We start from the raw sequence: 23,723 nt of genomic DNA on the forward strand, positions 1-23,723 counted from the left end.
TGCCCGGCCGTTCGCGTTCAGAAAGGAAGGAAGCTCACGCCTTCGGCCAGTTCCGCACGTCCACGAAGTGGCCGGCGATGGCCGCCGCCGCCGCCATGGCGGGGGAGACGAGGTGGGTGCGGCCCTTAAAGCCCTGACGGCCCTCGAAATTGCGGTTCGAGGTGGAGGCGCAGCGCTCCTCGGGGGCGAGGCGGTCGGCATTCATGGCGAGGCACATGGAGCAACCCGGCTCGCGCCACTCGAAGCCCGCCTCGATGAAGATCTTGTCCAGGCCCTCGGCCTCGGCCTGCTCCTTCACGAGGCCGGAGCCCGGCACGACCATGGCGGAGACGTTCGGGTTCACCTTGTGGCCGCGAGCGATGGCCGCCGCCTGCCGCAGGTCCTCGATGCGCCCGTTGGTGCAGGAGCCGATGAAGGCCCGGTCGATGGTGATGTCGGTGATCTTGGTGCCGGCGGCGAGGCCCATGTAGCCCAGCGCGCGGATCTTGGCGGCGCGCTTGCCCTCGTCCTCGATGAGCGCCGGATCGGGCACGAAGCCTTCCACGGACACCACATCCTCGGGGCTGGTGCCCCAGGAGACGATGGGCGGCAGGTTGGCGCCGTCGAGATGGATCTCGGCGTCGAAATGCGCGCCCTCGTCCGAGCGCAGGGTCTGCCAGAACTTCACCGCGGCGTCCCAGTCGGCGCCCTTGGGGGACTTCGGCCGGCCCTTGAGATACTCGAATGCCTTCTCGTCCGGCGCCACCATGCCCGCACGCGCGCCGCCCTCGATGGACATGTTGCAGACGGTCATCCGCCCTTCCATGGAGAGGGAGGTGATGCCTTCGCCGGCATATTCGATGACATAGCCGGTGCCGCCGGCGGTGCCGATGGTGCCGATGATCGCGAGCACCACGTCCTTGGCGCCGACGCCCTCGGGCAGCGGCCCGGAGACGGTGACGCGCATGTTCTTCGCCTTCTTCTGGATCAGCGTCTGGGTGGCGAGCACATGCTCCACCTCGGACGTGCCGATGCCATGGGCGAGGGCGCCGAACGCCCCGTGGGTCGAGGTGTGGCTGTCGCCGCAGACGATGGTGGTGCCGGGCAGGGTGAAGCCCTGCTCGGGGCCGACCACGTGGACGACGCCCTGACGCTTGTCGAAGCCGTCATAATATTCGACGCCGAACTCCTTGGTGTTCTCGGCGAGCGCAGCGATCTGGGCGACGCTCTCGGGGTCCGGGTTCGGCAAGGTGCGGTCGGTGGTGGGGACGTTGTGGTCCACCACGGCGAGGGTCTTCTGCGGCGCGCGCACCTTGCGGCCGGTCATGCGCAGGCCCTCGAAGGCCTGCGGGCTCGTCACCTCGTGGACGAGATGGCGGTCGATGTAGAGCAGGCAGGTGCCGTCATCCTGCCGGGAGACGACATGGTCGTCGAAGATCTTGTCATACAGCGTCTTGGGGCCGTTCACCGGGGCGTTCATCGCGTCGTGTCCTGAGGAAAGGCCGGCGCGCGTCGGGGCGGCCGGGCCGGTAACGATGGAAGGGCGGTATCCGTGGCGCCGCTTATGGGCGCGTCAGCATGCGGGCGTCAAAGCACCGAGGAGGCCGCCGTCGTGAAGCGGCCAAAGAAGCGGCCCGGCAGGCGCACATGGTCGGGCACCGCCGCGAACTCCATCGTCGTGCGCGCGAACGGACCGGCCCCGCAATGGGCCGCCCGGTCGAGGCTGTGGCGATGGTCACGCGTCTGTCGCATGGGGCGGGTTTTTAGCAGTTCCACGCTGACGCGACAATCCGGCGCGCAGGGATGTGAAAACCGGGCGCGGGACGGGGATGATCCGTCCCCCGCGACCTTGCCCTTGCCATCATCTTGGGCGAGGCGCTAGGCGGCCGGCCGTGAGGCCCGCCGCAGGAGGAGGAGTTTCGGGTGCAGTTCATCTCCAACTTCCACGGGGCGCAGTTCCTCGACACCGTGGTGAGCCTTGCTGCCGCCTTCCTGTTCGGCACGCTGATCGGCGCGGAGCGGCAGTATCGCCAGCGCACCGCCGGGCTGCGCACCAATGTGCTGGTGGCCGTGGGCTCCGCCGCTTTCGTCGATCTCGCCGCCAGCCTCGGCGGGGCGACCGACGCCATGCGCGTCGCCGCCAACGTGGTGACCGGCGTCGGCTTCCTCGGCGCCGGCGTCATCATGAAGGAAGGCATGAACGTGCGCGGCCTCAACACCGCCGCGACGCTCTGGTGCTCGGCGGCCGTGGGCGCCTGCGCCGGGGCCGACCGCATCGCCGAGGCGGCGCTCATCACCTTCATCATCATCGCCGGCAACACGGTGCTGCGTCCCGTCGCCCGCGCCATCGACCGCGCGCCCCTCGACGCCCGCCGCTCGGAAGTCAGCTACGAGGTGCGCCTCACGGTGGATTCCGCCGCCGCGGCCGACCTGCGCGACGTGCTGATCGACACGCTGGAGGGCGAGAAATACCTCGTCCGCGACGTGGACGAGGAGCCGGGCACCGACGGCGCCGTGGTGCTGGTGGCGAAGCTCGTCACCACCTCGGTGGTCCCCGCAGAACTGGACGCCATCACCGACCGCCTCGCCCGGACGCCCCGCAGCCGCCACGCCACCTGGGAGAGCGTGACGGAGGAATGAGGGCCGTGATCGGCACATCCTCCGCAGAACCGTCATCCCCCGGCTCGTCCGGGGGATCCACTCCGCCGTTTGTCCCGCCCGCGCCCGACCGACACCCCTCCCCGCCGCACCGTGGATCGCCCGCACAAGGCGGGCGATGACAGCCGGAGGGGCTGGCGCACTTTCGTTCGAAGGGAAGCTCGGTCGGGACCAGCCGAAGGGGTGGCACCACGCACCGGCGCACTCACAGCGCCCGTTCCCCCGCCTCTATCGCCTCGATCAGCGCGGGCACCACGGTGGCGCGCATCTTCCGGCCGTAGAACAGCCCGAAGTGGCCGGCACCCGCGACGCTGACGCGGCGGCGCAGGGCATCCGGCACAGCCCGGCACAGATCGTGCGCCGCCTCCGTCTGGCCGGGGGCGGAAATGTCGTCGTCCGCGCCCTCCACCGTGAGCAGCACCCCGCGCAGCGCCTCCGCCCGCACCGGGTGGCCGCCGATGGCGAGCGTGCCATGGGCGAGCGCATTGTCGCGGAAGATGGTGGAGACGTTCTCCATGAAGAATTCGGCCGGCACGTCCATCATGGTCCAGCACAGCCGGGAGAGCGGGAAGCACAGGGGATCGGCGCCCTCGTCGAACAGCAGCCGCATGGGCAGCTCGCCGCCGCTCATGGATTGCCGCCAGAGGTAGAGCGCGAAGGTATCGATCTGCCGCCACGCCGGGAACACGCGGCGCCCGGCGCCGGGCAGGCTTTGCGGCACCTCCTCCATCACCTGCGCCTCCAGCGCCTCCAGCGAGCGCTGCTGCAGCATGGTCCACAGGCGGGTGGGATTGCGCGCGGGGTCCATGGGGCCGCCCACGAGGCTGAGGCTCGCCACCGGCTGGCCTTCGTCCGCCAGGAGGCAGGCGGCGGCGAAGGCGGGCAGCGCGCCCTGGCACACGCCCACCAGATGCACCGGCCCCGTCACCGCGAGCGCGCGGGCCATCTGCGCCGTCTCCAGGCAATTCTCGGCGAAGCCGAAGCGGCCGGCGTCGAGCGGCAGGTAACGCGCATTCGGCCATTCGGTGATGCCGACGCGCCCGGCGGCGGGCAGAAGCGCGGCGATGAGATCGCGCATCAGGAAGGGATAGCCGCCGGCGATGGGCGCCACCACCAGAACGTTCCGGGCGGGCGCATCCTCGCGGGAGAACAGCCGCAGCCGGCCGAACGGGAGGCTGGCCGGCACCGCGTCGTACACGGTGGCGCTCGCCAGCCCGAACGCGCGATAGGCGTCCTCGGTCGCGCAGGGGGCCGGATCGGCCTCGGCGGGACGGAAGGGGCGCAGATCGTCAAGCCACATGAGGCGCGGTCCGTCCTTTGCGGTCCGGGTGGGGCGACGGCCCATCATAGCCGAACGCCCCCGGCGCACCATGCCTGCGCGGCGGATGTGACGTTACGTCAGAGAGACGCGGCGGCGCGGGCGGCCTGATCGTAGTGGCCGGAGAGGGTGCGCATCAGCGCGGCGATCTCGGACAGCCGGGCCGGATCGATGCCGGTGGCGGCCACCGCATCGGCCAGCAGCGCCTCGCGCACCTCGCGATAGCGGGCGCAGACGGCGCGGCCGGTGTCGCTGGCGGACAGCGTCTTCTCCTTGCCGCGGCGGCCGCCTTCGACGAGGCCGAGGGCCTGCAGCTTCTTCGCCGCATAAGTGACGAGGTGGGTGTCCTCCACGTCGAGCACGAGGCAGAGGTCGGCGATGGTCTTCGGCCGGTCGCGGTGGACCACGTGGTGCAGGATCAGCACGTCCAGCGCCGAGAGGTCCGGCACGCCCGCCGCAGCCATGCAGCGCACCATCCAGCGGCCGTAGGCGTGGGTGAGCATGTTGAGCCCGAACTCGAACTCGGACAGCGCCGGCAGCGCCCCGTCCGCGAGATGGGCGGAGGAGACGATGGAGGGGCCGCTTTTTCGGCGGGCGCCCTCAAGCGCCTTCGGGGGAGTGTCCTTGGTCACGGGATCGATCCTGTGGGGCGGCCGGGGGAAAAGCACCCCCCCGGCCGCGGGTCACGTCGGGCTCACTTCTTGTAGGCGGCGATGACCTCCTGGCCCGCGGCGCCGGCCTTCGCGAGCCACGCCTCGGTGAGGGTGCTGCCGATCTTCTCGAAGCCGGCCTTCAGCTCGGGCGAGGGCGGGGCGACCGTCATGCCCTTGGCGGCGAGGATGTCCATATAGGCCTTGGTCTTCTCCTCGGAGAGCTTCCAGCCGCGCGCCTCGGCGGCGGCGGCGGCCTTCAGCACCGCGTCCTGCGTGGGCTTGTCGAGGGCGTCGAACGCCGCCTGGTTCACGAAGATGACGTTCTTCGGCAGCCAGGCCTGGATGTCGTAGAAATAGGGGATGCTCTCCCAGATCTTCACGTCGTTGCCGGTGGCGGACGAGGTGATGAGGGCGTTGACAACGCCGGTGGCGAGCGCCTGCGCCAGTTCCGCCTGCTGCACGGTGACGGGCTGGGCGCCCACCGCCTCGCCGATGCGCGAGGTGCCGGCATTGTAGGCCCGCCACTTGGCGCCCTTCAGGTCTTCCACCTTGGACACGGCCGTCTTGGAGAACAGGCCCTGGGGCGGCCACGGCACCGCATAGAGCACCTTGATGCCCTGGGAGGCGAGCTTCTTCTCCACCGCCGGGCGGGACGCGTCCCACAGCTTCTTGGAGGCATCGAACGAGGTGGCGAGGAAGGGCACCACGTCCACGCCGAAGATGGGGTCCTCGTTCTCGTGGATGGAGATGAGCACCTCGCCCGCCTGCACCTGCCCGGTGGCGACGGCGCGCTTGATCTCCGGCGCCTTGAACAGGACGGCGTTGGGCTGGAGCGTCACGGCGAGCTTGCCGCCGCTCGCCGCCTCCACGTCCTTGGCGAACTGGGCGAGGTTTTCGGTGTGGAAATTGTCCGCCGGATAGGCCGAGGCGAGGTTCCACTTGGTCTGCGCGGCGGCCGGCGCGGCGCTCGCCAATGCGGCGATGCCGGCGACGAGGAGCGCGGGAGCTAGGGTGCGGAAAGGCGCCATGTCGGGTCTCTCTCTGGTTCGGTGTGAACGACGCGTACTCGTTTTCCTCTCAGCCGCCGGGGAACACCCAGCGCGGCAGCACCAAAGCAATCTCGGGAAACGTCGTGATGATGATGACCGCGATGTTCAGCAGAATGAAGAAGGGAAACGCCGCCTTCGCCACCGAGAAGGTGTCGCGCCCGCTCATGTTCTGCAGCACGAACAGGTTGAAGCCCACCGGCGGGGTGATCTGCGCCATCTCCACGTGGATCACGAGGTAGACGCCGAACCACACGAGGTCGAAGCCCGCCTGCTTCACCATGGGCAGCACGATGACCGCGGTGAGCACGATCATGGAGATGCCGTCCACGAGGCAGCCCAGGATGATGTACATCACGGTCAGCGCGAGGGCGAGCTTGCCGGGCGTCAGGTTCAGCCCCTGCACCCACTCCGCGAGGGCCATGGGAATGCCGGTATAGGCCATGGCCGCGGTGGTGAAGGCGGCGCCGGCGATGATGAGCATGATCATGCAGCTGAGCCGGGTGGCGCTCATCACGCTTTCGATCAGCGTCTTCCAGGTGAGCGTGCCGCTCCACCATGCCAGCGCCAGCGCTCCGGTCACGCCCCAGGCGGCGCATTCGGTGGCGGTGGCGATGCCGAGCACCAGCGACAGGAACACCGCCGCGATGAGCAGCAGGCAGGGCACGAGCTTGGCCGACTGCCGGAGCTTCTCGGCGAGCGGCATGTGCGGATCGCGGGGCGGCGTGCGGCCGGGATTGAGCAGCGACCACAGCATGATGTAGCCCGAATAGAGCCCCATCACGAGAAGACCCGGCAGGAAGCCCGCCAGAAACACCTGCAGCACGGAGACGTTGGCCGTCACCGCATAGACCACCATGGGAATGGAGGGCGGGATGAGCAGGCCGAGCGTGCCGGAACCGGCCAGCGAGCCCAGACTCATGCCCTTGTCGTAGCCCCGCTTGTCCAGCTCTGGCAGGGCGATCTTGCCAATCGTGGCGCATGTGGCGGCCGAGGAGCCGGACACCGCCGCGAAGATGCCGCAGCCCACCACGTTCACATGCAGCAGCCGGCCGGGCAGCCATTGCAGCCACGGGGCGAGGCCGCGGAACATCTCCTCCGACAATCGGGTTCGGAACAGGATTTCGCCCATCCAGATGAAGAGGGGAAGGGCGGCGAGGGTCCAGGAGGCGCTGGCGCTCCACACCGTGGTGGCGAGCACCTGGCCGATGGGCACCGGCGTCGTCAGCACCATGGCCAAAAGGCCGACCAGGCCGAGCCCGAGGGCGATCCACACGCCGGAGGCGAGAATGGCGATGAGGAAGACGAGGAGGACCAGCGAAAGCTGGATGAGATCGAGGTGCGGCATGGCTCAGACGCCGCCTCCTGATGCGATGCGCTCCACCAGTTCCTCGGGCGAGGAGACGGGCTCCTTCTCGTAGCGGGGACGATTGCCGCGGGCGACATTCACGAACTCGTCCACCATGGCGATCAGCAGGATGGCGAGGCCGGCGGCGTAGCCCGTCTGCGGGATCCACAGCGGTACGGCCACGACACCTTGGGACATGTCATCGAAGCGCCAGGAATCATAGGTGAGGCGGCCGGCGTTCCAGGTGAAATAGGCGAGGAAGGCGATGCCGACGGTGAGCGCGAACAGCTCCAGCGCCTGCCGCCGCCGCCCGGTAAGCTGCTCCAGCAGCAGGCCCACGCGGATCATCTCGCCATAGCGGAAGGTGTGGGCGAGGCCGAGAAAGGCCATGGCGGCCATGGACCAGGCGGCGAAGTCGTCGCCGGAGGAAATGTTGAGGCCGATTTGCCGGCCCACGGAAAGGCCCATCATCAATAGGAAGATGATGATGAGAAACCCGGCGGCCACGACGCCGGAGGCGAAATAAAGGCCATCGAGCAGCTTGCGGATCATCGTGGCGCCCCCGGGGAGCAAGCCGGGGCCGGGACGCGGGTCCGCGCGGCCCCCGTTCGGTGACGGAATTCTTCGCTGGTCATCGGAACCCCTCTGGAGACCGGCGCCATTGTTCTGCCCGCCAAGAAGAACCGGCATTCAGGCGCTCTTGGCAGGATGTTCTCCCGCCTTCGATATTTCGTCAACAAATTGTTGACGTTTTATCGCCCCCATGACTTCCTTATTCGCGAGTGGAGCCTTGTGCTTCGCCGGCGCGCCATTGCCGCGCCAGAACAGGGGAGCAGGAAGCCTGCCAACCCCGCCTGCCACCATCCAGACGGGAAACGGGGCCGATGTCGAGCGACGATGTGAAGACGAGCGCAGCCGCCGAAGCCGACGCTGCGGCAGCCCCCTCTCCGTCAGCCGCCGCACCCTCTCCCGCGCCTTGGGAATTCTGGATCGACCGGGGCGGCACCTTCACCGATATCGTGGGCAAACGGCCGGACGGCAGCCTCGTCGCCCACAAGGTGCTGTCGGAGAATCCGGAGGCTTATCGCGACGCCGCGGTGCATGGCATCCGCGAGTTGCTCGGCCTTCCCCCCGGAGCGCCGATCCCGCCCGGGCTCGTTTCTGCCGTGAAGATGGGCACCACGGTCGCCACCAATGCTCTTCTGGAACGCAAGGGCGACCGCACCCTCCTCGTCACCACCCGCGGCTTCAAGGACGCGCTGAGGATCGGCTACCAGGCCCGGCCGAAGATCTTCGCCAAGAAGATCGTGCTGCCGGACATGCTGTTCGAGAGCGTGCTGGAAGTGGACGAGCGGGTGCGCGCCGACGGCACCGTCGAAGCCACCCCCGACCTCGCGACCGTGCGCGCCGCGCTGGAGCGGGCGAAGGCGGACGGCATCGCGGCGGTGGCCATCGTCTTCATGCACGGCTACCGCTACCCCGAGCACGAGCAGCAGGTGGCGGCGCTGGCGCGGGACATCGGCTTCCCGCAGGTCTCCGTCTCCCATGAGGTCTCGCCCCTCATCAAGCTGGTGGGGCGCGGCGACACCACGGTGGCAGACGCCTATCTCTCCCCCATCCTGCGCCGCTATGTGCGGCAGGTGGCGGAGGAGCTGTCGGGCGGCCCGGAGGAGACGGAAAGCGCGATCCGCCTGATGTTCATGATGTCCTCGGGCGGCCTCACCGCCGCCGACCTGTTCCAGGGCAAGGACGCCCTGCTCTCCGGCCCGGCCGGCGGCGTGGTGGGCGCGGCGGAAACCGGGGCGCTCGCCGGCTTCGACCGCATCATCGGCTTCGACATGGGCGGCACCTCCACCGACGTCTGCCATTATGACGGGGAGCTGGAGACCGCCTTCGATACCGAAGTCGCCGGCGTGCGCATCCGCGCGCCCATGATGCGCATCCACACGGTGGCGGCCGGCGGCGGCTCCATCCTGCACTATGACGGCGCGCGCTTTCGCGTCGGACCGGATTCGGCCGGCGCCAATCCCGGCCCCGCCTGCTATCGCCGGGGCGGGCCCTTGGCCGTCACCGACGCCAACGTGATGCTGGGCAAGCTCATTCCCGATTACTTCCCGAAGATCTTCGGCCCCGCACAGGACCAGCCGCTGGATGCCGAGGTGGTGCGGGAGAAATTCTCCGCCCTCGCCGCCGAGATCGGTGGCGGCCGCACCCCCGAGGAGGTGGCGGACGGCTTCGTCACCATCGCGGTGGAGAACATGGCCAATGCCATCAAGAAGATCTCGGTGGAGCGCGGCTATGACGTGACCCGCTACGCCCTGAACTGCTTCGGCGGCGCCGGCGGCCAGCACGCCTGCCTCGTCGCCGACGCGCTGGGCATGACCAAGGTGCTGCTGCACCCCTTCTCCGGCCTGCTCTCCGCCTATGGCATGGGCCTCGCCTCCGTCCGCGCCCAGCGCACCCGCGCGGTGGGGGAGGAGATGACCGCAACCCTGATTCCCGCTCTGGCTGAGGTGACCGCGGAACTGGCCGCCGCCACCTCCGCCGAACTCGCCGCGCAGGGCATCCGGACCGACTCGATCCTGACTGATGCCAAAGCCCACCTGAGATATGGTGGAACCGATACCGGAATCCCGGTGCAACTCGCCGATATACCGGCCATGACCGCCGAGTTCGAGACGAAGCACCGGGCCCAGTTCGGCTTCGTCTCACCGGAAAAAACCATTGTTGTGGAAGCACTTGAGGTGATCTCGGCCGGCGGCGGCGCGGGGATCGCCGAGCCGGACCTGCCACTTCACGCCGAAACCCCTTCTGATACCTCCCAAACCCGCTTCTTTGCCCGTGGCGCATGGCATGACGCGCCCGTGGTGAAGCGGGAAAACTTCAAGCCCGGCATGGGCTTGCAGGGCCCGGCCATTGTCATCGAGCCGAACCAGACCGTGGTGGTGGAGAAGGGATGGCGGGCGGAGGTCTCCGCCAAGAACCACCTGATCCTCACCCGGACCGAAAAACTCCAACGTTCAGAAGCCGTTGGCACCCATGCCGACCCGGTGATGCTGGAGGTCTTCAACAACCTCTTCATGTCCATCGCCGAGCAGATGGGCGTCACCCTCCAGAACACCGCCTACTCGGTCAACATCAAGGAAAGACTGGACTTTTCCTGCGCCGTCTTCTCCGCCGAGGGCGATCTCGTCGCCAACGCGCCGCACATGCCCGTCCACCTCGGTTCCATGGACCGCTCGGTGGAAACCGTCATCCGAGAGAACGCCAGCAACATCAGCCCCGGCGACGTCTTCGCCCTCAACGCCCCTTACAATGGCGGCACGCATCTACCTGATATTACAGTGGTAACGCCGGTTTTTGACGACGCTGGCAAAGCCATCCTGTTCTGGGTCGCCTCCCGGGGACACCATGCTGACGTGGGCGGCGTCGCCCCCGGCTCCATGAGCCCGCTTGCCACCCATATCGAGGAAGAAGGCGTCTATATCGACAATTTCAAGCTGGTCGCGGAAGGCACCTTCCGCGAGGCCGAGCTGCGCGACCTCCTCACCACGGCCCGCTATCCCGCCCGCAATCCGGTGCAGAATATCGCCGATCTCAAGGCGCAGATCGCCGCCAACGAGAAGGGCGTGCGCGAACTTCTGAAGATGATCGACACCTTCGGCCTTGATGTGGTGCAGGCCTATATGGGTCACGTGCAGGACAATGCCGCCGAAAGCGTGCGGCGTGTTCTGGATCGTCTTGACGACTGCGCGTTCCATTACGAGATGGACCAGGGCACCATCATCAAGGTCAAGATCTCGGTGGACAAGGAGAAGCGCGAGGCAACGGTGGATTTCACCGGCACCTCGCCCCAGCAGCCCACCAATTTCAACGCCCCCGCCCCCGTCACCCGCGCTGCGGTGCTCTATGTGTTCCGGGTGATGGTGGAGGACGAGATCCCCATGAATGCGGGGTGCCTCAGGCCCATCCGCATCGTGGTGCCGGAAGGCTGCATGCTGTCACCGGTCTATCCGGCCGCGGTGGTGGCGGGAAATGTCGAGACTTCGCAGGCAGTTACCAACTGCCTGTTCGGCGCCTTGAAAGCCATGGCCGCCTCGCAGGGCACCATGAACAACCTCACCTTTGGCAACGACATCTACCAGTATTATGAGACCATCTGCTCCGGCTCCCCTGCCGGTCCCGGCTTTGACGGGACGGATGGCGTGCATGTCCACATGACCAATTCGCGCCTCACCGATCCGGAGGTGCTGGAGACGCGCTTTCCCGTTCTGCTGGAGGACTTCCACATCCGTCCCGGCTCCGGGGGACGGGGGCGTTGGCATGCGGGATCAGGGACTTACCGGCGCATTCGCTTTCTGGAACAGATGGATTGCGCGCTGCTCTCCTCGCACCGCCGCGTCCACCCCTTTGGCGTGGATGGGGGCGAGCAAGGCCAATTGGGAGAAGGGTTTGTGCGGCGCCTCGATGGCTCGACCGAGATCCTCCAGGGATGCGACCAGAAGATTCTGGAGGCGGGGGAGGCGGTCATCATCGTCACCCCGACAGGGGGTGGATATGGGGAGGCGAAGCTGAGAGGGCGGTAACAAAACACCCCCCTCGCCAACAAAAAAGGCGCCCGACGGGCGCCTTTCTGCTGCGGTGCGGCAAAATGTCAGTAGGCGAGCGCGCCTACCTTTTCCACCTGGATGGCGTCGCCGACGCGCACGATGCGCAGCGAGGTGCCGTCACGGCCGACCGGGCCGGGGAGGGAGACGATCTGCTCGTCGCCGGGCTGCTGGAGCACGGTAGAGACGCGAACCACGGCCGGCGCGGCACCGGGCTCGCCGGCGGCGTCGAGGGTGGTCACCACCTGGTAACCCTTGGTATTGCGGACAAAATAGGTAACAGCGGACGCCTTGCCACCCAGATTGGTCACGATGGCCTGACGCTCGGCGGGGAGGGTCTCACCGGCGAAGGCAGGGGCGGCCGCGATCACAGAGGTCGCGGAAAGGAGGCCGGCAACGCCGGCGAGGAGGATGTTCTTCATATCAGCCTCGCTGCGCTCCGTGCGGCCCGCGGCCAAGATCTCGGTGCGCTTTAGCTGTGGTGCACCATAGCGGACTTGCTGCGATGCAGCACGCATATTTTCCGCATTCCAGAAATGCATTCCACGCAAATCTCCACCTACCTCGATACCCCATCAGCCCGGAGGCCCGAAAAGAACGCGCAGGCGGGCCCTGACTCCGCGGCTGACACCCCACTGCCGGTACATGTCCACCCAGGTATTCGCGACGATTCGGATGGGGTTCAGGCTCGATTCCACACCGGCCACGCCGAACACCAGCGGCTCCCCCTTCGGCGCCTCGGCGAAGGTGCCGAACATGCGGTCGAAAATAATCAGCACACCGCCGAAATTGCGATCGAGGACCGCGCCGTTCGCCGCATGATGCACCTGATGGTGGCGGGGCGTGTTCAGCACCCATTCCAGCGGCCCGAGATGGGGCGGGGCGGCGAGGTGGAGGAAGAACTGGTAGACGAGGCTCGCCCCCAGCATGCCGAACACCGCCAGCGGCGGGAAGCCGATCAGCACCAGCGGCAAGTAGAAGACGAACCCGCCGGTGAGTTGCCCGCCCCAGCCGAGCCGCACCGCCGCGGAGAGGTTGAGGCGGGTGGCGGAGTGATGGACGGAATGGGTCGCCCACAGCCAGCGCACCTTGTGCATGGCGAAATGGTGGACGTAGTAGCTCAGCTCCACCCCGAGGAAGAGCGCGATCCAGGCCGCCGCCCCGCGCATGGGAATGTCGAACAGACGGTGCGCGTACGTGAAGAACAGGGGCACCGCGACGATCCCCGCGGTGAGCACAGCGATCACCTTGTTGCCGACCGCGATGGCGAGGGAGGCGGCGGTCTCTCGCGCGTCGTAGCTGTCGTGATGGTTGAGCCTGTGAAACAGATACTCTGCCAGCATCAGCGAAAGCGCGATGAGCGCGAAGGCGAGGGGATGGGGCACGCCGGTGCCGGCGAGAATGGCCAACATGATGAGTGGTCCCGTGTGGAGCCCCCTGCCCCGCCGCTGGAGACGAGAAGAGTCAGCCGGGCCGCGACCTGGGGCGGAGGCCGCGACCCGGCTTTCCGAGCCTTCGCGGCCCGGAGCCTGAGATCAGGTCAGTAGCGGCTCACCGAGCCGGAGCGTGACACACTGTTGCCGGCAGGGCCGGTGGTGGTGCGCTGGTAGTCGTAGCTGCCGGGCCCCGTCCGGGTGACGCTGCCGGTGCGGGAGACGCTGCCCCCATAGGGGCCGGTCGCCACGGCGGCGCGGCTGCACGTGCCGCCAGCGCAACTGCCAGCGGCTGCGCCGTGATAGGTACCGCGCGGCGTCGTCACGCTGCCGGTCCGCGTCCAGGCGGCCGCCTCGCCGATGCCCGACAGCATCGTGAAGCCGGCGACGGTGATGATGGCGGCGGAACGGGAGAAGGGGTTCAGGCTGGGCATCTCGGTCTCACTCAGGCGCCATCCCGAGGGCATGGCCGGTTGCGATGGTGAGAGCGTCGCGGATGCCCGTTGCAACGCGTTTGCCTGCCGGTGAGGTGCTGTAACGTTTTGTATCCTCGACATGGGCGCGCATTGATGGCGCCCTTCCGTCCGGCGAAACTCGCCCCGTCCCAGCCGAGACCCACACCGCCTCCAGGAGACCCGCTTTTGGCCCAGCGCACGCTGCTCATCGTCGAGGACGACCGCGAGATCCGTGCCCTGCTCGCGGACTTCCTCGGCCGCGAGGGCTATGGCGTGCTGGCGGCCGAGGACGGCTCCGCCATGGACCGCATCCTCGCCACCGCGCGGCCGGATCTGGTGATCCTCGACCTCATGCTGCCGGGCGAGGACGGACTTTCCATCTGCCGCCGCCTGAGGGCGCGGGGCGGGGTGCCCATCCTCATGCTCACCGCCAAGGGCGACGACGTGGACCGCATCGTCGGGCTGGAGATGGGGGCCGACGACTATCTGCCGAAGCCGTTCAACCCGCGCGAGCTGCTCGCCCGCATCCGGGCCGTGCTGCGCCGTGCGGAGGGTGCGCTGGCCGAGCCCCCCGTCCGCAACCGCCGCGTCGCCTTCGCCGGCTTCGTGGCCGACCTCGACGCGCGCAGCGTCGCCGAGGCCGATGGCCCGCTCCTCGACCTCACCTCCGCCGAGTTCGAGCTGCTCGCCTGCTTCCTCGAACGGCCGAAGCGCGTGCTCTCCCGCGACCAGTTGCTGGACTGGACGCGTGGTCGTTCGGCCGACCCGTTCGACCGCACCATCGATGTCTCTGTCAGCCGCCTGCGCCGCAAGCTGTCCGGCGTGTCGGAAGACGCGGCCAGCCTCATCAAGACCGTCCGAAATGGCGGCTACCTGCTCACTGTCGATGTCCGCCAGCTCTGATCCGGCGGCGGCGCGCCCCCACCGCCGGTTCGGGCTCGGCACGCGGCTGGCGCTGATCGTCGTCGCCGGCCTGCTGGCGGTGCAGCTGCTGATGCTCGCCGCCTATGTGCTGGAGCGCCAGCGATCCTCCTCGCCAGTCGCCGTGCTGGTGGTGATGCAGCGGATCGCCGCGCTGGCGCAGTTGCTGGATCGGCTGCCCCCAGCCGAGCGCGATCTCGCCGTGCACGCGGCCGCCGGGCCGGGCTTCCTCGTCGCCATCCGGGCCGAGAAGCCGGACATCGAGACACCGCGCCTGCTCGGCTTTGCCGAGCGCCGGCTCCGGCTGCTCGCGGGCCTGCCGCCGGACCGCTTCATCGCGCTTTCGCTCGCCGGGGATGGTCAGCCCCACGGCCTCGTCGAGCGCCTGCGCGACCTGCGCGGTGCGAGGCTCACCGTGGCCTTTGCGCTGGCCGACGGCAGCTATCTGGAGATCGTGGCGGGGGGAGACGTGACGGTGCGTTTCCTCGGCCTGCCGGTGGGACTTCTCGGCGGCATCCTCGGCTTCCTCGTGGCGCTCCTCGCCCTCCTCGCGGTGCGGCGGGAGACGCGCCCCCTCTCCGATCTCGCGGCGGCGGTGGAGCGGTTCGGCGCCCAGCTCCAGCCCTCGCATGTGAAGGAGCGCGGCGCCGACGATGTTCGCCTTGTCATCCGCACGGTGAACGCCATGCAGGCCCGCATCTCGGAGCTGGTGCGCATGCGCACCCTCGTGCTGGGGGCCATCAGCCACGATCTGCGCACCTATCTCACGCGCCTGCGGCTGCGGCTGGAACTGATGCCGCCCGGCGATCAGGTGGAGAAGGCACAGGCCGATCTCGACGGGATGCAGGCGCTGGTGGACGACGCCCTCGCCTTCGCCCGCGCCTCCTTCGCGCCCGCCTCTGGGGAGACCGTGGATCTCGCCGCGCTGGCGCGGGCCGAATGCGAGGCGCGGCGGGCGCAAGGGGCGGCCGTCACCCTCCATGGCGCCGACGCGGAGCGGATGGTGGCCGGACATCGCGGCGCGCTGGCCCGCGTGCTCGCCAATCTCGCCGGCAACGCCATCGCCTATGGCGGGTGCGCGGACATCTCCCTGCACGATCGCGGCGATGCGGTGGACCTCGTGGTGGAGGATCGCGGGCCGGGCATTCCGGCGGGCGAGCGCGAAGTGGTGTTCGAGCCTTTCTACCGGCTGGAGCCCTCGCGCAACCGCGACAGCGGCGGCGCCGGGCTCGGCCTCACCATCGTGCGGCAGATCGCCGAGGGGCACGGCGGCGACGTCACCATCTCCGACCGCCCCGGCGGCGGCGCGCGCCTCACCGTCCGGCTGCCGAAGCCGGCACAGAACGAGCGCATGGCCTGAGGGGGGACCTCAGTCCTTCAGCGCCGCCTCGACGCCAGCGGCCACGGCGAAGAGCGCCGCATCCGCTCCCGGTGCCCCGGCGAGCATGAGGCCGGCGGGCAGCCCGCCTTCGCCGGTGAGAGGCAAAGAGATGGCGCAGCCGTCGATCATGTTGATGAGGGTGGGGTTGCGCAGGGCCATGATGTTGGCGCGGCCATAGGCGTCGTCGTCCGTCAGAAGGTCGGCGATGCGCGGCGGGGCGATGGCGACGGTGGGCAGCGCCAGCGCATCAAAGCCGGCGAGCCGCGCGGCGGCACGGGCGACGAGGCCGGCGCGGGCCGCGACCAGATCCACATAATCCGCCGCCGACTGTTCCGACCCGCGCCGCACGCGGACGGAGACGCGCGGGTCGTAGCCCTCGCCCTTCTCGGCCAGCAGGTGGCGGTGGACCGCATAGCTCTCCGCCGCCGCGAAACCGCCCTTGGCATTGAGGGTGGCGATCTCCCCGAACTCCGGGAAGGGCGCGGAGACGATGTGCGCGCCGGCCTTGGCGAGGCGTCCGAGCGCAGCCTCGAAGGCGGCGGCGACCGGCGCGTCGAGCCCGTCGAGAGCGACCGTGGTGGGCACCAGAAGGCGCAGGCCAGCTACGGGACGGGCCGGCAGCGGCGCGTCTCCACCGGAGAGGATGGCGTCGAGCGCCGCGCAGCAGGCCACCGAGCGGGCGATGGGGCCGATGGAATCGAGCGTGGTGGAGAGCGGAAACGCCCCCTCGCGCGGCACCCGGCGCGCCGTGGGCTTGAAGCCGACGAGCCCGCAGAAGGCCGCCGGGATGCGGCAGGAGCCGCCCGTGTCGGTGCCGAGCGCCGCATGGGCCATGCCGTCCGCCACGGCCACCGCGCCGCCGGAAGACGAGCCGCCGGAGACGCGCGGCGTCGTCGCCCGCTCGAAGGGGGCCGAGGGATTGCCGGTGTGGGGGTTCATGCCGAGGCCGGAATAGGCGAACTCGGTCATGGTGTTGCGGCCGACGAGCACGAAGCCGACCCGGCGCAGGCGCGCCACGGCCGGTGCGTCTGCCCTGGCCGGCGGGGAATCGCGCAGCACCTTGGAGCCCGCCGCCGTGACCTCGCCGGCGACGTCGAACAGGTCCTTGATGCCGATGGGGATGCCGGCGAAGGGCGAGGGCGCGGCCCCGGCCTTGCGCAGCAGGTCCTGCGCATCGGCAGCCGCGCGGGCCGCCTCCCGGTTCACCCGCACGAAGGCGCGCCCGCCTTCCCCGTCCGGATCGTCGATGCGGGCGATGCAGCCCTCCACCAACGCCCGCGCCGTGGTGCGGCCGGAGGCGAGATCATCGGCGAGGGCGGCGAGGGTGGGCTGCATGGGGGCGTCCGCGAAGAAGAGGAATCAGGCCGGATCGAAATAATGGATTTCAAACAGGATGCAGCCCTTTTCCGACTTGAACGGCCCATGCACGGCGCCCGGGGGACGCACCGCATAGGTGAAGGGCGGGAAGCTCTCGCCGCCCTCGCCCTTCTCGTCATTGCCGACAGTGAGGTCGCCGGAGACGAGGAACACCTCTTCCCAGTATTCGTGGACGAAGGGCTTGGTGGTGAACACGCCCGGCTCGAACTTCAGGAGGCGCGAGCGCGAGCCGGCCCGGTTCTCCTCATCGAGGGCGCCGGCGAGGATCTTCTGCTGGATGCCCGCCGGATACCCCGGAGGCACTTCCCACCCGGTCGTCAGGTCGAGCGTGTGGAACTCGTCGTGGATCTTGTTGATGGCCATGGCTGTGGTCTTCGCTGTGCTTTCGGTGGAACGGATCACTCGGCCGCGCGGGCGGCGGCGAAGGGCTTCACCTCGTCGGAGAGGGCGTAGGAGGAGAGCATGTCGTTGAGCAGCTTCTCCGCGCCCGCCCAGTCGTAGGTGCGGAAGGAGTGGCCCTTCACCACAAAGGAGGCGCCCGCATAGAACATCTCGTACTGGGTGTGGCGCGAGGCGAATTCCGAGCCCACCGCGTCCCAGGCGAGCTTGTAGAACTTCACCTTCTCCTCGGCGCTGGCGGCCGGCGACTGCTGGGTCTTGCCGATGAGGCGGGCCAGCTCCGTGTTTTCGTAATCATGCACCGAGGAGGGCAGCATGATCATGCCGCCGCCGGCCAGCTCGCGCAAAGCGGTGATGAACTTGCCGTAGAGCTGCTGGGCCAGGGTCTGCGCGGCATAGAGCGTGTGCCGGTCGGGCACGAAATAGGGGCCGTAATGGCTGCCCTTGGCCTCCATGGCGGCGACGAAGGCGTCCACCATGCCGGCCTCGGCGGCGAGCTGGCCCAGCGTCTCGCGCACCTGCGGGAAATTGGTGGTGCCGTTCACCTCGGTGATGCGGCGGGCGATGCCGAGCAGAAACTTCAGCTTCACCGAGAGGCGGATCTGCGCCTGATAGTTCTGGTAGACGTGGGCCGGCGTCGCATGGAACTGCTTGTTGGTCATGGCGATGTCGCGGGCGATGAAGATGCGGTCCCACGGCACCTTCACGTCGTCGAAGTAGAGCACCGCGTCGTTCTCGTCGAAGCGGCTCGACAGCGGGTTGTCGAACACGCTGGGCGAGGCCGCCTCATAGGACTTGCGGGAGAGGATCTTCAGGCCCTTCGCATTCATCGGAATGCAGAAGGAGAGCGCATAGGGCTCCTCACCCTTCTGCAGGGGCTGGATGCAGGTGACGAACACCTCGTTGGCCATGATGCCGCCGGTGGCCAGCATCTTGGCGCCGCGCACGGTGATGCCCGTGGTGTCCTCGTCCACCACGGCGGCGGAGAGGAAGGGGTCGGCCTGCTCGGCCGCGTTCTTGGAGCGGTCGGCCTGCGGGTTGATGATGACGTAGGTGAGATAAAGATCGTTGTCGCGGGCGTAGCGGTAATAGTCCGCCAGCGCGCGGGCGCGGGCCGGGTCGTACAGCTCGAACTGGTCGAGGCCCATGTACATGCCGGAGATGCAGGAGGCGACGTGATCCGGCGCTCGGCCGAGGAAGCCGCCATGCAGCTCGGTCCAGGCCTCGAGGCCGCGGCGGCGGGTCTTCAGCTCCTCATAGCTGGTGGGCAGCTGCCAGATGCGGTTGGCGCGGGTGCCGGTGTCGGTCTCGAAGGTCATCAGCTCCCGGTTTTCCGGGGCGCTGTGGAAGTCGAACATCTTCCCGACGGAGGCGATGGAGCGGCGGAAGGCGTGGTGGGTGGTGGCATCGCCCACCTGTTCGCCATCGATGAAAATCTGACGGCCGTCTTTCAGGCTCTCGATATGCTCGGCACCGGTCTTGATCATGGCAGGGTCCTCAAGTTCGGTTCAGCCGGCGACGGCCGCGAGCGTGCGGTAGCGTCCGGCATGGAAGATAAGCGGCTCGGCCACGGCCGAGCGATGGGCGACGACGCGGGCGATGAAAACTTCGTGATCGCCCCCGTCGTGGATGGCGTGGGGCACGCATTCCAGATGCGCCGCCGCGCCGGCGAGGAGCGGCGCCCCGCCATGGCCGCGCAGGTGATCGACGCCGGTCCACTTCTCGCCCTGGGCCCGGGCGAAGCGGCCGGAGAGGTCCTGCTGGTCGTGGGCGAGGACCGAGATGCCGTAAGCCGCCGCCGTGCGCAGGGCCGGCAGCGAAAGCGCCGTGCGGGCAACGGAAAACAGCACCAGCGGCGGGTCCAGCGAGACCGAATTGAAGGAACTCATGGTCATGCCGACGAGCGTGCCGTCGGCCGCCTCGGCCGCCACCACGGCGACGCCGGTCGCGAACGCCCCCAGCGTCTGCCGAAAGGCGCGCGGATCGAAATCGGCGACGCGGGGCGCGTCGGGAGACGGTGCGAAGCTGGGCGAGGATGTGGGACCTGGCGAAGACATGGGGCAATGTCCACAGCGCGATATAGCTTTGTAATAAAGCTATTACAAAATGGCTGATGGACGTCAAGCCCCCTGCCCGGCTAAAAACATTCCCGCGTGCCGCCCCTCTGCAGGGAGAGGGTCCACGGTGCGCGGGAGCAGACGTTCCATGCCTCAGACGAAGAACGGGCGGGGCCGAAGGCCGCTGCCTTTGACAGCCTCTCGTGCCGCCTTGCTCATCGACGGATCGGACACCGAATTCCGCGAGCTGGTCCACGACATGCTGGCGTTCGCCGCCGCCATTCAGGAAGTGCGCAACCGCCTCGGCGGCCTCATCGGCCTGTCGGGGACGCAATATTCTATCCTGATGTCCATCGCGCGCCTGAGCGGCAAGGTGCCGGAACTGGGCGTCGCCACCCTGGCCGAGCACCTGCATCTCTCGGGCGCCTTCGTCACCATCGAGGTCAACAAGCTGGTCGCCGCCGGCCTCGTCAGCAAGACCACCAATCCGGGCGACCGCCGCCGGGTGCTCCTCGCCGTCACGCCTGAGGCCGAGCAGCGCCTCGCCGAGCTGACCCGTGTGCAGGCGCCGGCCAACGACACCCTGTTCGGCCCGCTCTCGGCCAGCGAGTTCCGCACGATGCGCTCCGTCGTCGCCAAGCTCGCCGGCACCGGCGAGCGCACCCTCAAGCTGATCGACTATCTGGCCCCGGACGGGAAAATCGAGACCGCCCGCGAGCAGGTCTCGCCGCTGGTGTGAGGGGCGGCGCAGTGGGCACCACCCTCGCGCCCCGGACGCATGCAGCGACAGCGGAATGCGAGCCGGGGCCCAGCGCAAGGGTTCGCCGCAGGCGGCTCAACGGAGGGTCTCGGAGTATCGCCGGCTTCGCCGACTTTTCCCCTGGGCCCCGGCTCGGCGCTGCGGCTGCGCCGTCGCTGGTCCGGGGCGCGCCGCCCTCTACATATGCCCCGCCACACCCCCCGCCCGCTCCGACACCATCCGTCCGTCGCTCATCTCCACGATGCGGTCGAAGATGTCGGACCAGCGCGGATCGTGGGTGACGACCCCCACCGCCACCCGCCGCTCGTCGGCGAGCGCGCGGAACACCTCCATCACTTGCCGGCCGCGCGTGCCGTCCAGCGCCGCCGTGGGCTCGTCGGCCAGGAGCAGCACGGGGTCGTTGGCCAGCGCCCGGGCGATGGAGACGCGCTGCTGCTCGCCGCCGGAGAGCTGGGTGGGGTAATTGTCCTCGCGCTGGCCGAGGCCGAACTGGTCCAGCAATTCCCGCGCCCGCTCGCGGGCCGCCTTCGGCCGCACGTCGTTGATCTCCAGCGCGATCTGCACGTTCTCCACCGCCGTGAGGAAGGGGATGAGGTTTGCCTTCTGGAAGATGAAGCCCACGTGGGTGCGGCGAAAATCGCGCAGGCTGTTGAGCTTGGTCTGCGGATCGGCGATGGGCCGGCCGCGGAAATAGACCGTGCCGGTGGAAGGCGGCTCCAGGAGCCCGGCGATCATCAGGAAGGTGGTCTTGCCCGAGCCGGAGGGGCCGACGATGCCGGTCAGTTCCCCGGCGTTCAACGCCAGCGTCATGTCGGAGAGCGCCGCCACCGCATTGGGGCCGGAAAGATAGATCTTGCTGGCGCCCCGCACCTCCATCACGGCGTCGGCGGAGACCGGCTCGGCGACGGGAAGCGCGGGCACGGCTCCGGCAACGGCGCTCATGCCAGCACCTCCTGCGCCCTGACCCGCATGGCGCGGCGGATGGCGAACCAGCTGGCGAACAGGCTGATGAGGAAGAGAGAGAAGGCGATCCAGGCAAGGTCGTCCGGCAGCAGCAGCACCGTGCGCGGAAAGTTGGGATAGAGCGTGAAGGAGATGGCGAGGGCGACCGAATAGCCCAGCACGCCGATCCACAAAGCCTGCTGCACGATGAGGCCGATGATGACCCGGTCCCGCGCGCCGATGAGCTTCAGAAGGGCGATCTGATTGATCTTCTCCAGCGTCAGCATGTAGATCGTCAGCGCGATGATGGAGCCCGCCACCAGCAGGGTCATGGCGGTGAAGGCGAGGATCTGGACGCGCAGCCGCCACAGGCGGCCGTTCAGCAGCATGTCGCGCTCCTCGTCCTGGGTCAGCACCTCCACGTCGCCCCACGCCTTGATGCGGCGCTGCACCTCCTTCACGTCCGCATTGGGCTTCAGCTCCACCATCACCGCCGCGATGGAGCCGCCATCCCCGAGCCCCATGCGCGAGCGGCCCTTGGCGAGGCGGTTTAGGAGCACGGCCTCGGAGGGCAGCACGCGGTTGATGGATTGTGCATCGGGAATGGTGACGAAGAACATGCCATCGCCACCCATGTCCACCTGGCCCTTGGTGAGACCCACCACCGTGTAGTCATCATGGCCGAGGCGGATGACGTCGCCCACGAGGAGCCCCGTGGACTGGTCGGCGATGGCCTCGTAGCGGGTGGAGCGGAAGGCGCGGCCGTCGATGAGGGGAATCCAGGCGGCGGAATCCTTGGGGTAGTCCACGCCGGTCACGGCGAGGCGCACCGGCTTGCCGTCGATCGTGTATTGCTGGTTGTACTGGATGAAGCGGCGGGTGGAATCCACCCCCGGCACGCCCTCCACCCGCCGGTCGAGATTGGCGGGCACGGCGGACGTCTCCGCAAAGGGGCCGGAGCGGCCCCCTTCCACCACCCAGAGGTCGGCGCCGATGTCGTTGATGATGAGCAGCGCCTCGTGGACGATGCCGCGATAGAGGCCGATCATCCCCATGGTGGCGCCGAGCAGCATGCCGATGCCCACTGCCGTCAGCGCGAAGCGCAAGGCGGAAAAGCGCATGTCCCTGAGCGCGATGTTCATCTCGAACCCTCAGGGCAGCTTGGTGCCGAGGCTCACCGGCTGGAAGGCGTAGCGCCCGGCCGGGGCCAGCACCACGTCGCCCTCCTTCAGCCCGCGCGTCACCACCACGTTGGAGCCGCTGATGTAGCCGAGGGTCACCGGCGTCCAGGTGGCGCGGCCGCGCTGCGCCAGCCAGACGCCGGCGCGCCCGTCGCGGCGCATGACGAGGGATTCCGGAATGCCGATGACCTGCTCGGGCGACTGCGCCTCCACCGCCACGTTGGCGCGCTGGCCCATGGCCCAGCTCTCGGGCAGGGAATCGAGAGTGATGTCGGCGGTGAACTCGCGCGTTTCCTGGTCCACCTGCCGCGACAGGCGCAGCACCTTGCCGTTCCACACCCGCCCCGGATCGGCGGCGAAGGTGACACGCGCCGGCTGGCCGGCCTTGATGGTGGCGCGGGCGGATTCGTCGAAGCGGGCCGAGATGATGATGGAGGACAGTTCCACCACCTGCATCAGGTTCGCCCCCGGCAGCAGCAGGTCGCCGGGATTGCGCTCGCGGGAGATGACCACGCCGTCCAGGGGCGCGCTGATGGTGGCCTCGCCGAGGCGCGCCTCCAGCACCTTCACATTGGCTTCCTGCGAGAGGAGCTGCGCCCGCGCCCGCTCGATGCCGGCCTCCGAGCGCGCCATGTCCGCCTCGGCCTGCTTGAAGGCGGCTTCCGTGGTGGTCAGCTCCGCCTGCGAGGCGGCGTTCAGGCGCACGAGGGTCGAGCGGCGCTCGTATTCGATCTTCGTCTTGTCGAGGACGGCCTGCGCACGGGCGCGATCCGCCTGCGCTTCCGTCACCATGCGCCCGGCGGCGCTCGCCTCCGCCTGCGCGGCGGCGAGCTGGTTCTGGAGATCGACGGATTCGAGGCGCGCCAGCACCTGGCCGCGCTTCACGCTGTCGTTGCGGTCGGCCTCGATGACCTTGAGAAAGCCCTGGATGCGGCTCGTCACCACCACCCGGTTGATGGCGTCGAGGAGGCCCGGGCCGTTGATCTCGAGGCTCATCATGCGCAGGCGCACCTCGTGGTACGCCACCGGCACCGGCAGCACATACCACCAGAAGCCGGCGCCGCCGGCCGCGAGGAGGAGGAGCATCACCACGGCGAAGCGCCGCCACCCGGCCGAATGGTCGGGCTTGAGGTGGACGGGCTGGACACGCTCCGGCTTCACGGGCGCCCCCTGAGACGGGCGGCCTTATCGGACAGACAGTCGTCGCT

The 23,723-nt window shown here is 68.8% G+C and carries 22 protein-coding genes; 5 read left to right on the forward strand and 17 right to left on the reverse strand.

Going from position 1 to position 23,723, the window contains the following annotated elements; all coding sequences use genetic code 11:
- Nucleotides 1–34: 34 nt before the first annotated feature.
- Together leuC and ACT54R_RS21810 are read right to left on the reverse strand one after the other, a co-directional pair.
- The gene (leuC, locus tag ACT54R_RS21805) at nucleotides 35–1,447 is read right to left on the reverse strand and encodes a 3-isopropylmalate dehydratase large subunit (RefSeq protein WP_476330132.1); all 1,413 of its coding nucleotides are present in this window, start codon (nucleotides 1,445–1,447) and stop codon (nucleotides 35–37) included.
- A 119-nt stretch (nucleotides 1,448–1,566) separates the two neighbouring features.
- Nucleotides 1,567–1,731, reverse strand: a complete 165-nt coding sequence (locus ACT54R_RS21810; RefSeq protein WP_155982206.1) for a hypothetical protein — start codon at nucleotides 1,729–1,731, stop codon at nucleotides 1,567–1,569.
- Nucleotides 1,732–1,902: 171 nt separating this feature from the next.
- Between ACT54R_RS21810 and ACT54R_RS21815 the strand changes: the two genes are divergently transcribed.
- On the forward strand, nucleotides 1,903–2,619 hold the full coding sequence (locus ACT54R_RS21815; protein WP_476329966.1) for an MgtC/SapB family protein: 717 nt from the start codon (nucleotides 1,903–1,905) through the stop codon (nucleotides 2,617–2,619).
- A gap of 223 nt (nucleotides 2,620–2,842) precedes the next feature.
- On the opposite strand, the gene ACT54R_RS21820 is transcribed toward ACT54R_RS21815, so the two are convergent.
- The 5 genes from ACT54R_RS21820 to ACT54R_RS21840 all read right to left on the reverse strand — a co-directional run bounded on the left by ACT54R_RS21820 (nucleotide 2,843) and on the right by ACT54R_RS21840 (nucleotide 7,554).
- Nucleotides 2,843–3,937, reverse strand: coding sequence for a hypothetical protein (locus ACT54R_RS21820; protein WP_476329969.1), 1,095 nt, complete (start codon nucleotides 3,935–3,937; stop codon nucleotides 2,843–2,845).
- A gap of 98 nt (nucleotides 3,938–4,035) precedes the next feature.
- Nucleotides 4,036–4,587, reverse strand: coding sequence for a winged helix DNA-binding protein (locus ACT54R_RS21825; protein WP_168457342.1), 552 nt, complete (start codon nucleotides 4,585–4,587; stop codon nucleotides 4,036–4,038).
- Between the two features lie 62 nt (nucleotides 4,588–4,649).
- On the reverse strand, nucleotides 4,650–5,636 hold the full coding sequence (locus ACT54R_RS21830; RefSeq protein ID WP_476329972.1) for a TRAP transporter substrate-binding protein: 987 nt from the start codon (nucleotides 5,634–5,636) through the stop codon (nucleotides 4,650–4,652).
- A 49-nt stretch (nucleotides 5,637–5,685) separates the two neighbouring features.
- Entirely contained in the window at nucleotides 5,686–7,002 is a 1,317-nt protein-coding gene (locus tag ACT54R_RS21835) for a TRAP transporter large permease (RefSeq protein WP_476329974.1), read from the reverse strand.
- A gap of 3 nt (nucleotides 7,003–7,005) precedes the next feature.
- A complete protein-coding gene (locus ACT54R_RS21840) occupies nucleotides 7,006–7,554 on the reverse strand; it encodes a TRAP transporter small permease (protein WP_476329977.1) in 549 nt (182 codons plus the stop codon).
- Nucleotides 7,555–7,886: 332 nt separating this feature from the next.
- Here ACT54R_RS21840 and ACT54R_RS21845 point away from each other — a divergent pair, with 332 nt between their 5' ends.
- Nucleotides 7,887–11,588 carry a hydantoinase B/oxoprolinase family protein gene (locus tag ACT54R_RS21845; protein WP_476329980.1) on the forward strand — a complete coding sequence of 1,234 codons (3,702 nt, stop codon included), beginning with the start codon at nucleotides 7,887–7,889 and terminating at the stop codon, nucleotides 11,586–11,588.
- A gap of 68 nt (nucleotides 11,589–11,656) precedes the next feature.
- Here the strand turns inward: ACT54R_RS21845 and ACT54R_RS21850 are convergent, their stop codons facing one another.
- The 3 genes from ACT54R_RS21850 to ACT54R_RS21860 form a co-directional block, all read right to left on the reverse strand.
- Entirely contained in the window at nucleotides 11,657–12,151 is a 495-nt protein-coding gene (locus tag ACT54R_RS21850; protein ID WP_229645218.1) for a hypothetical protein, read from the reverse strand.
- A gap of 33 nt (nucleotides 12,152–12,184) precedes the next feature.
- A complete protein-coding gene (locus ACT54R_RS21855) occupies nucleotides 12,185–13,021 on the reverse strand; it encodes a sterol desaturase family protein (protein ID WP_476329983.1) in 837 nt (278 codons plus the stop codon).
- A gap of 128 nt (nucleotides 13,022–13,149) precedes the next feature.
- Complete coding sequence (locus tag ACT54R_RS21860; protein WP_476329986.1) at nucleotides 13,150–13,476, reverse strand: hypothetical protein; 327 nt, start codon at nucleotides 13,474–13,476, stop codon at nucleotides 13,150–13,152.
- Nucleotides 13,477–13,683: 207 nt separating this feature from the next.
- On the opposite strand from ACT54R_RS21860, the gene ACT54R_RS21865 reads away from it, so the two are divergent.
- Entirely contained in the window at nucleotides 13,684–14,400 is a 717-nt protein-coding gene (locus tag ACT54R_RS21865; protein ID WP_168457336.1) for a response regulator, read from the forward strand.
- Nucleotides 14,384–15,778, forward strand: a complete 1,395-nt coding sequence (locus tag ACT54R_RS21870; RefSeq protein ID WP_476329989.1) for a sensor histidine kinase — start codon at nucleotides 14,384–14,386, stop codon at nucleotides 15,776–15,778. The genes ACT54R_RS21865 and ACT54R_RS21870 overlap by 17 nt, the downstream gene beginning before the upstream one ends.
- 9 nt (nucleotides 15,779–15,787) lie before the next feature.
- Here ACT54R_RS21870 and ACT54R_RS21875 read toward each other — a convergent pair whose 3' ends face one another.
- The 4 genes from ACT54R_RS21875 to ACT54R_RS21890 are packed head-to-tail and all read right to left on the reverse strand — an operon-like array spanning nucleotide 15,788 to nucleotide 19,632.
- A complete protein-coding gene (locus ACT54R_RS21875; RefSeq protein WP_476329992.1) occupies nucleotides 15,788–17,134 on the reverse strand; it encodes an amidase in 1,347 nt (448 codons plus the stop codon).
- A gap of 24 nt (nucleotides 17,135–17,158) precedes the next feature.
- Nucleotides 17,159–17,539 (reverse strand): cupin domain-containing protein, encoded by a 381-nt coding sequence (locus ACT54R_RS21880; protein WP_476329995.1) that lies wholly within the window; start codon nucleotides 17,537–17,539, stop codon nucleotides 17,159–17,161.
- 35 nt (nucleotides 17,540–17,574) lie between these two features.
- Nucleotides 17,575–19,062 (reverse strand): 4-hydroxyphenylacetate 3-hydroxylase family protein, encoded by a 1,488-nt coding sequence (locus tag ACT54R_RS21885; RefSeq protein WP_476329998.1) that lies wholly within the window; start codon nucleotides 19,060–19,062, stop codon nucleotides 17,575–17,577.
- 21 nt (nucleotides 19,063–19,083) lie between these two features.
- Nucleotides 19,084–19,632, reverse strand: coding sequence for a flavin reductase family protein (locus tag ACT54R_RS21890; protein ID WP_476330000.1), 549 nt, complete (start codon nucleotides 19,630–19,632; stop codon nucleotides 19,084–19,086).
- 190 nt (nucleotides 19,633–19,822) lie between these two features.
- Between ACT54R_RS21890 and ACT54R_RS21895 the strand changes: the two genes are divergently transcribed.
- Complete coding sequence (locus tag ACT54R_RS21895) at nucleotides 19,823–20,371, forward strand: MarR family winged helix-turn-helix transcriptional regulator (RefSeq protein ID WP_476330003.1); 549 nt, start codon at nucleotides 19,823–19,825, stop codon at nucleotides 20,369–20,371.
- 198 nt (nucleotides 20,372–20,569) lie between these two features.
- Here the strand turns inward: ACT54R_RS21895 and ACT54R_RS21900 are convergent, their stop codons facing one another.
- The 3 genes from ACT54R_RS21900 to ACT54R_RS21910 are packed head-to-tail and all read right to left on the reverse strand — an operon-like array spanning nucleotide 20,570 to nucleotide 23,676.
- On the reverse strand, nucleotides 20,570–21,334 hold the full coding sequence (locus ACT54R_RS21900; RefSeq protein WP_476330006.1) for an ABC transporter ATP-binding protein: 765 nt from the start codon (nucleotides 21,332–21,334) through the stop codon (nucleotides 20,570–20,572).
- On the reverse strand, nucleotides 21,331–22,476 hold the full coding sequence (locus tag ACT54R_RS21905) for an ABC transporter permease (protein WP_168457328.1): 1,146 nt from the start codon (nucleotides 22,474–22,476) through the stop codon (nucleotides 21,331–21,333). Before ACT54R_RS21905 ends, ACT54R_RS21900 begins: the two co-directional genes overlap by 4 nt.
- A gap of 9 nt (nucleotides 22,477–22,485) precedes the next feature.
- Nucleotides 22,486–23,676, reverse strand: a complete 1,191-nt coding sequence (locus tag ACT54R_RS21910) for an efflux RND transporter periplasmic adaptor subunit (protein WP_476330011.1) — start codon at nucleotides 23,674–23,676, stop codon at nucleotides 22,486–22,488.
- Between the last annotated feature and the right edge of the window lie 47 nt (nucleotides 23,677–23,723).

The organism is Xanthobacter sp. DMC47 (assembly GCF_056313845.1).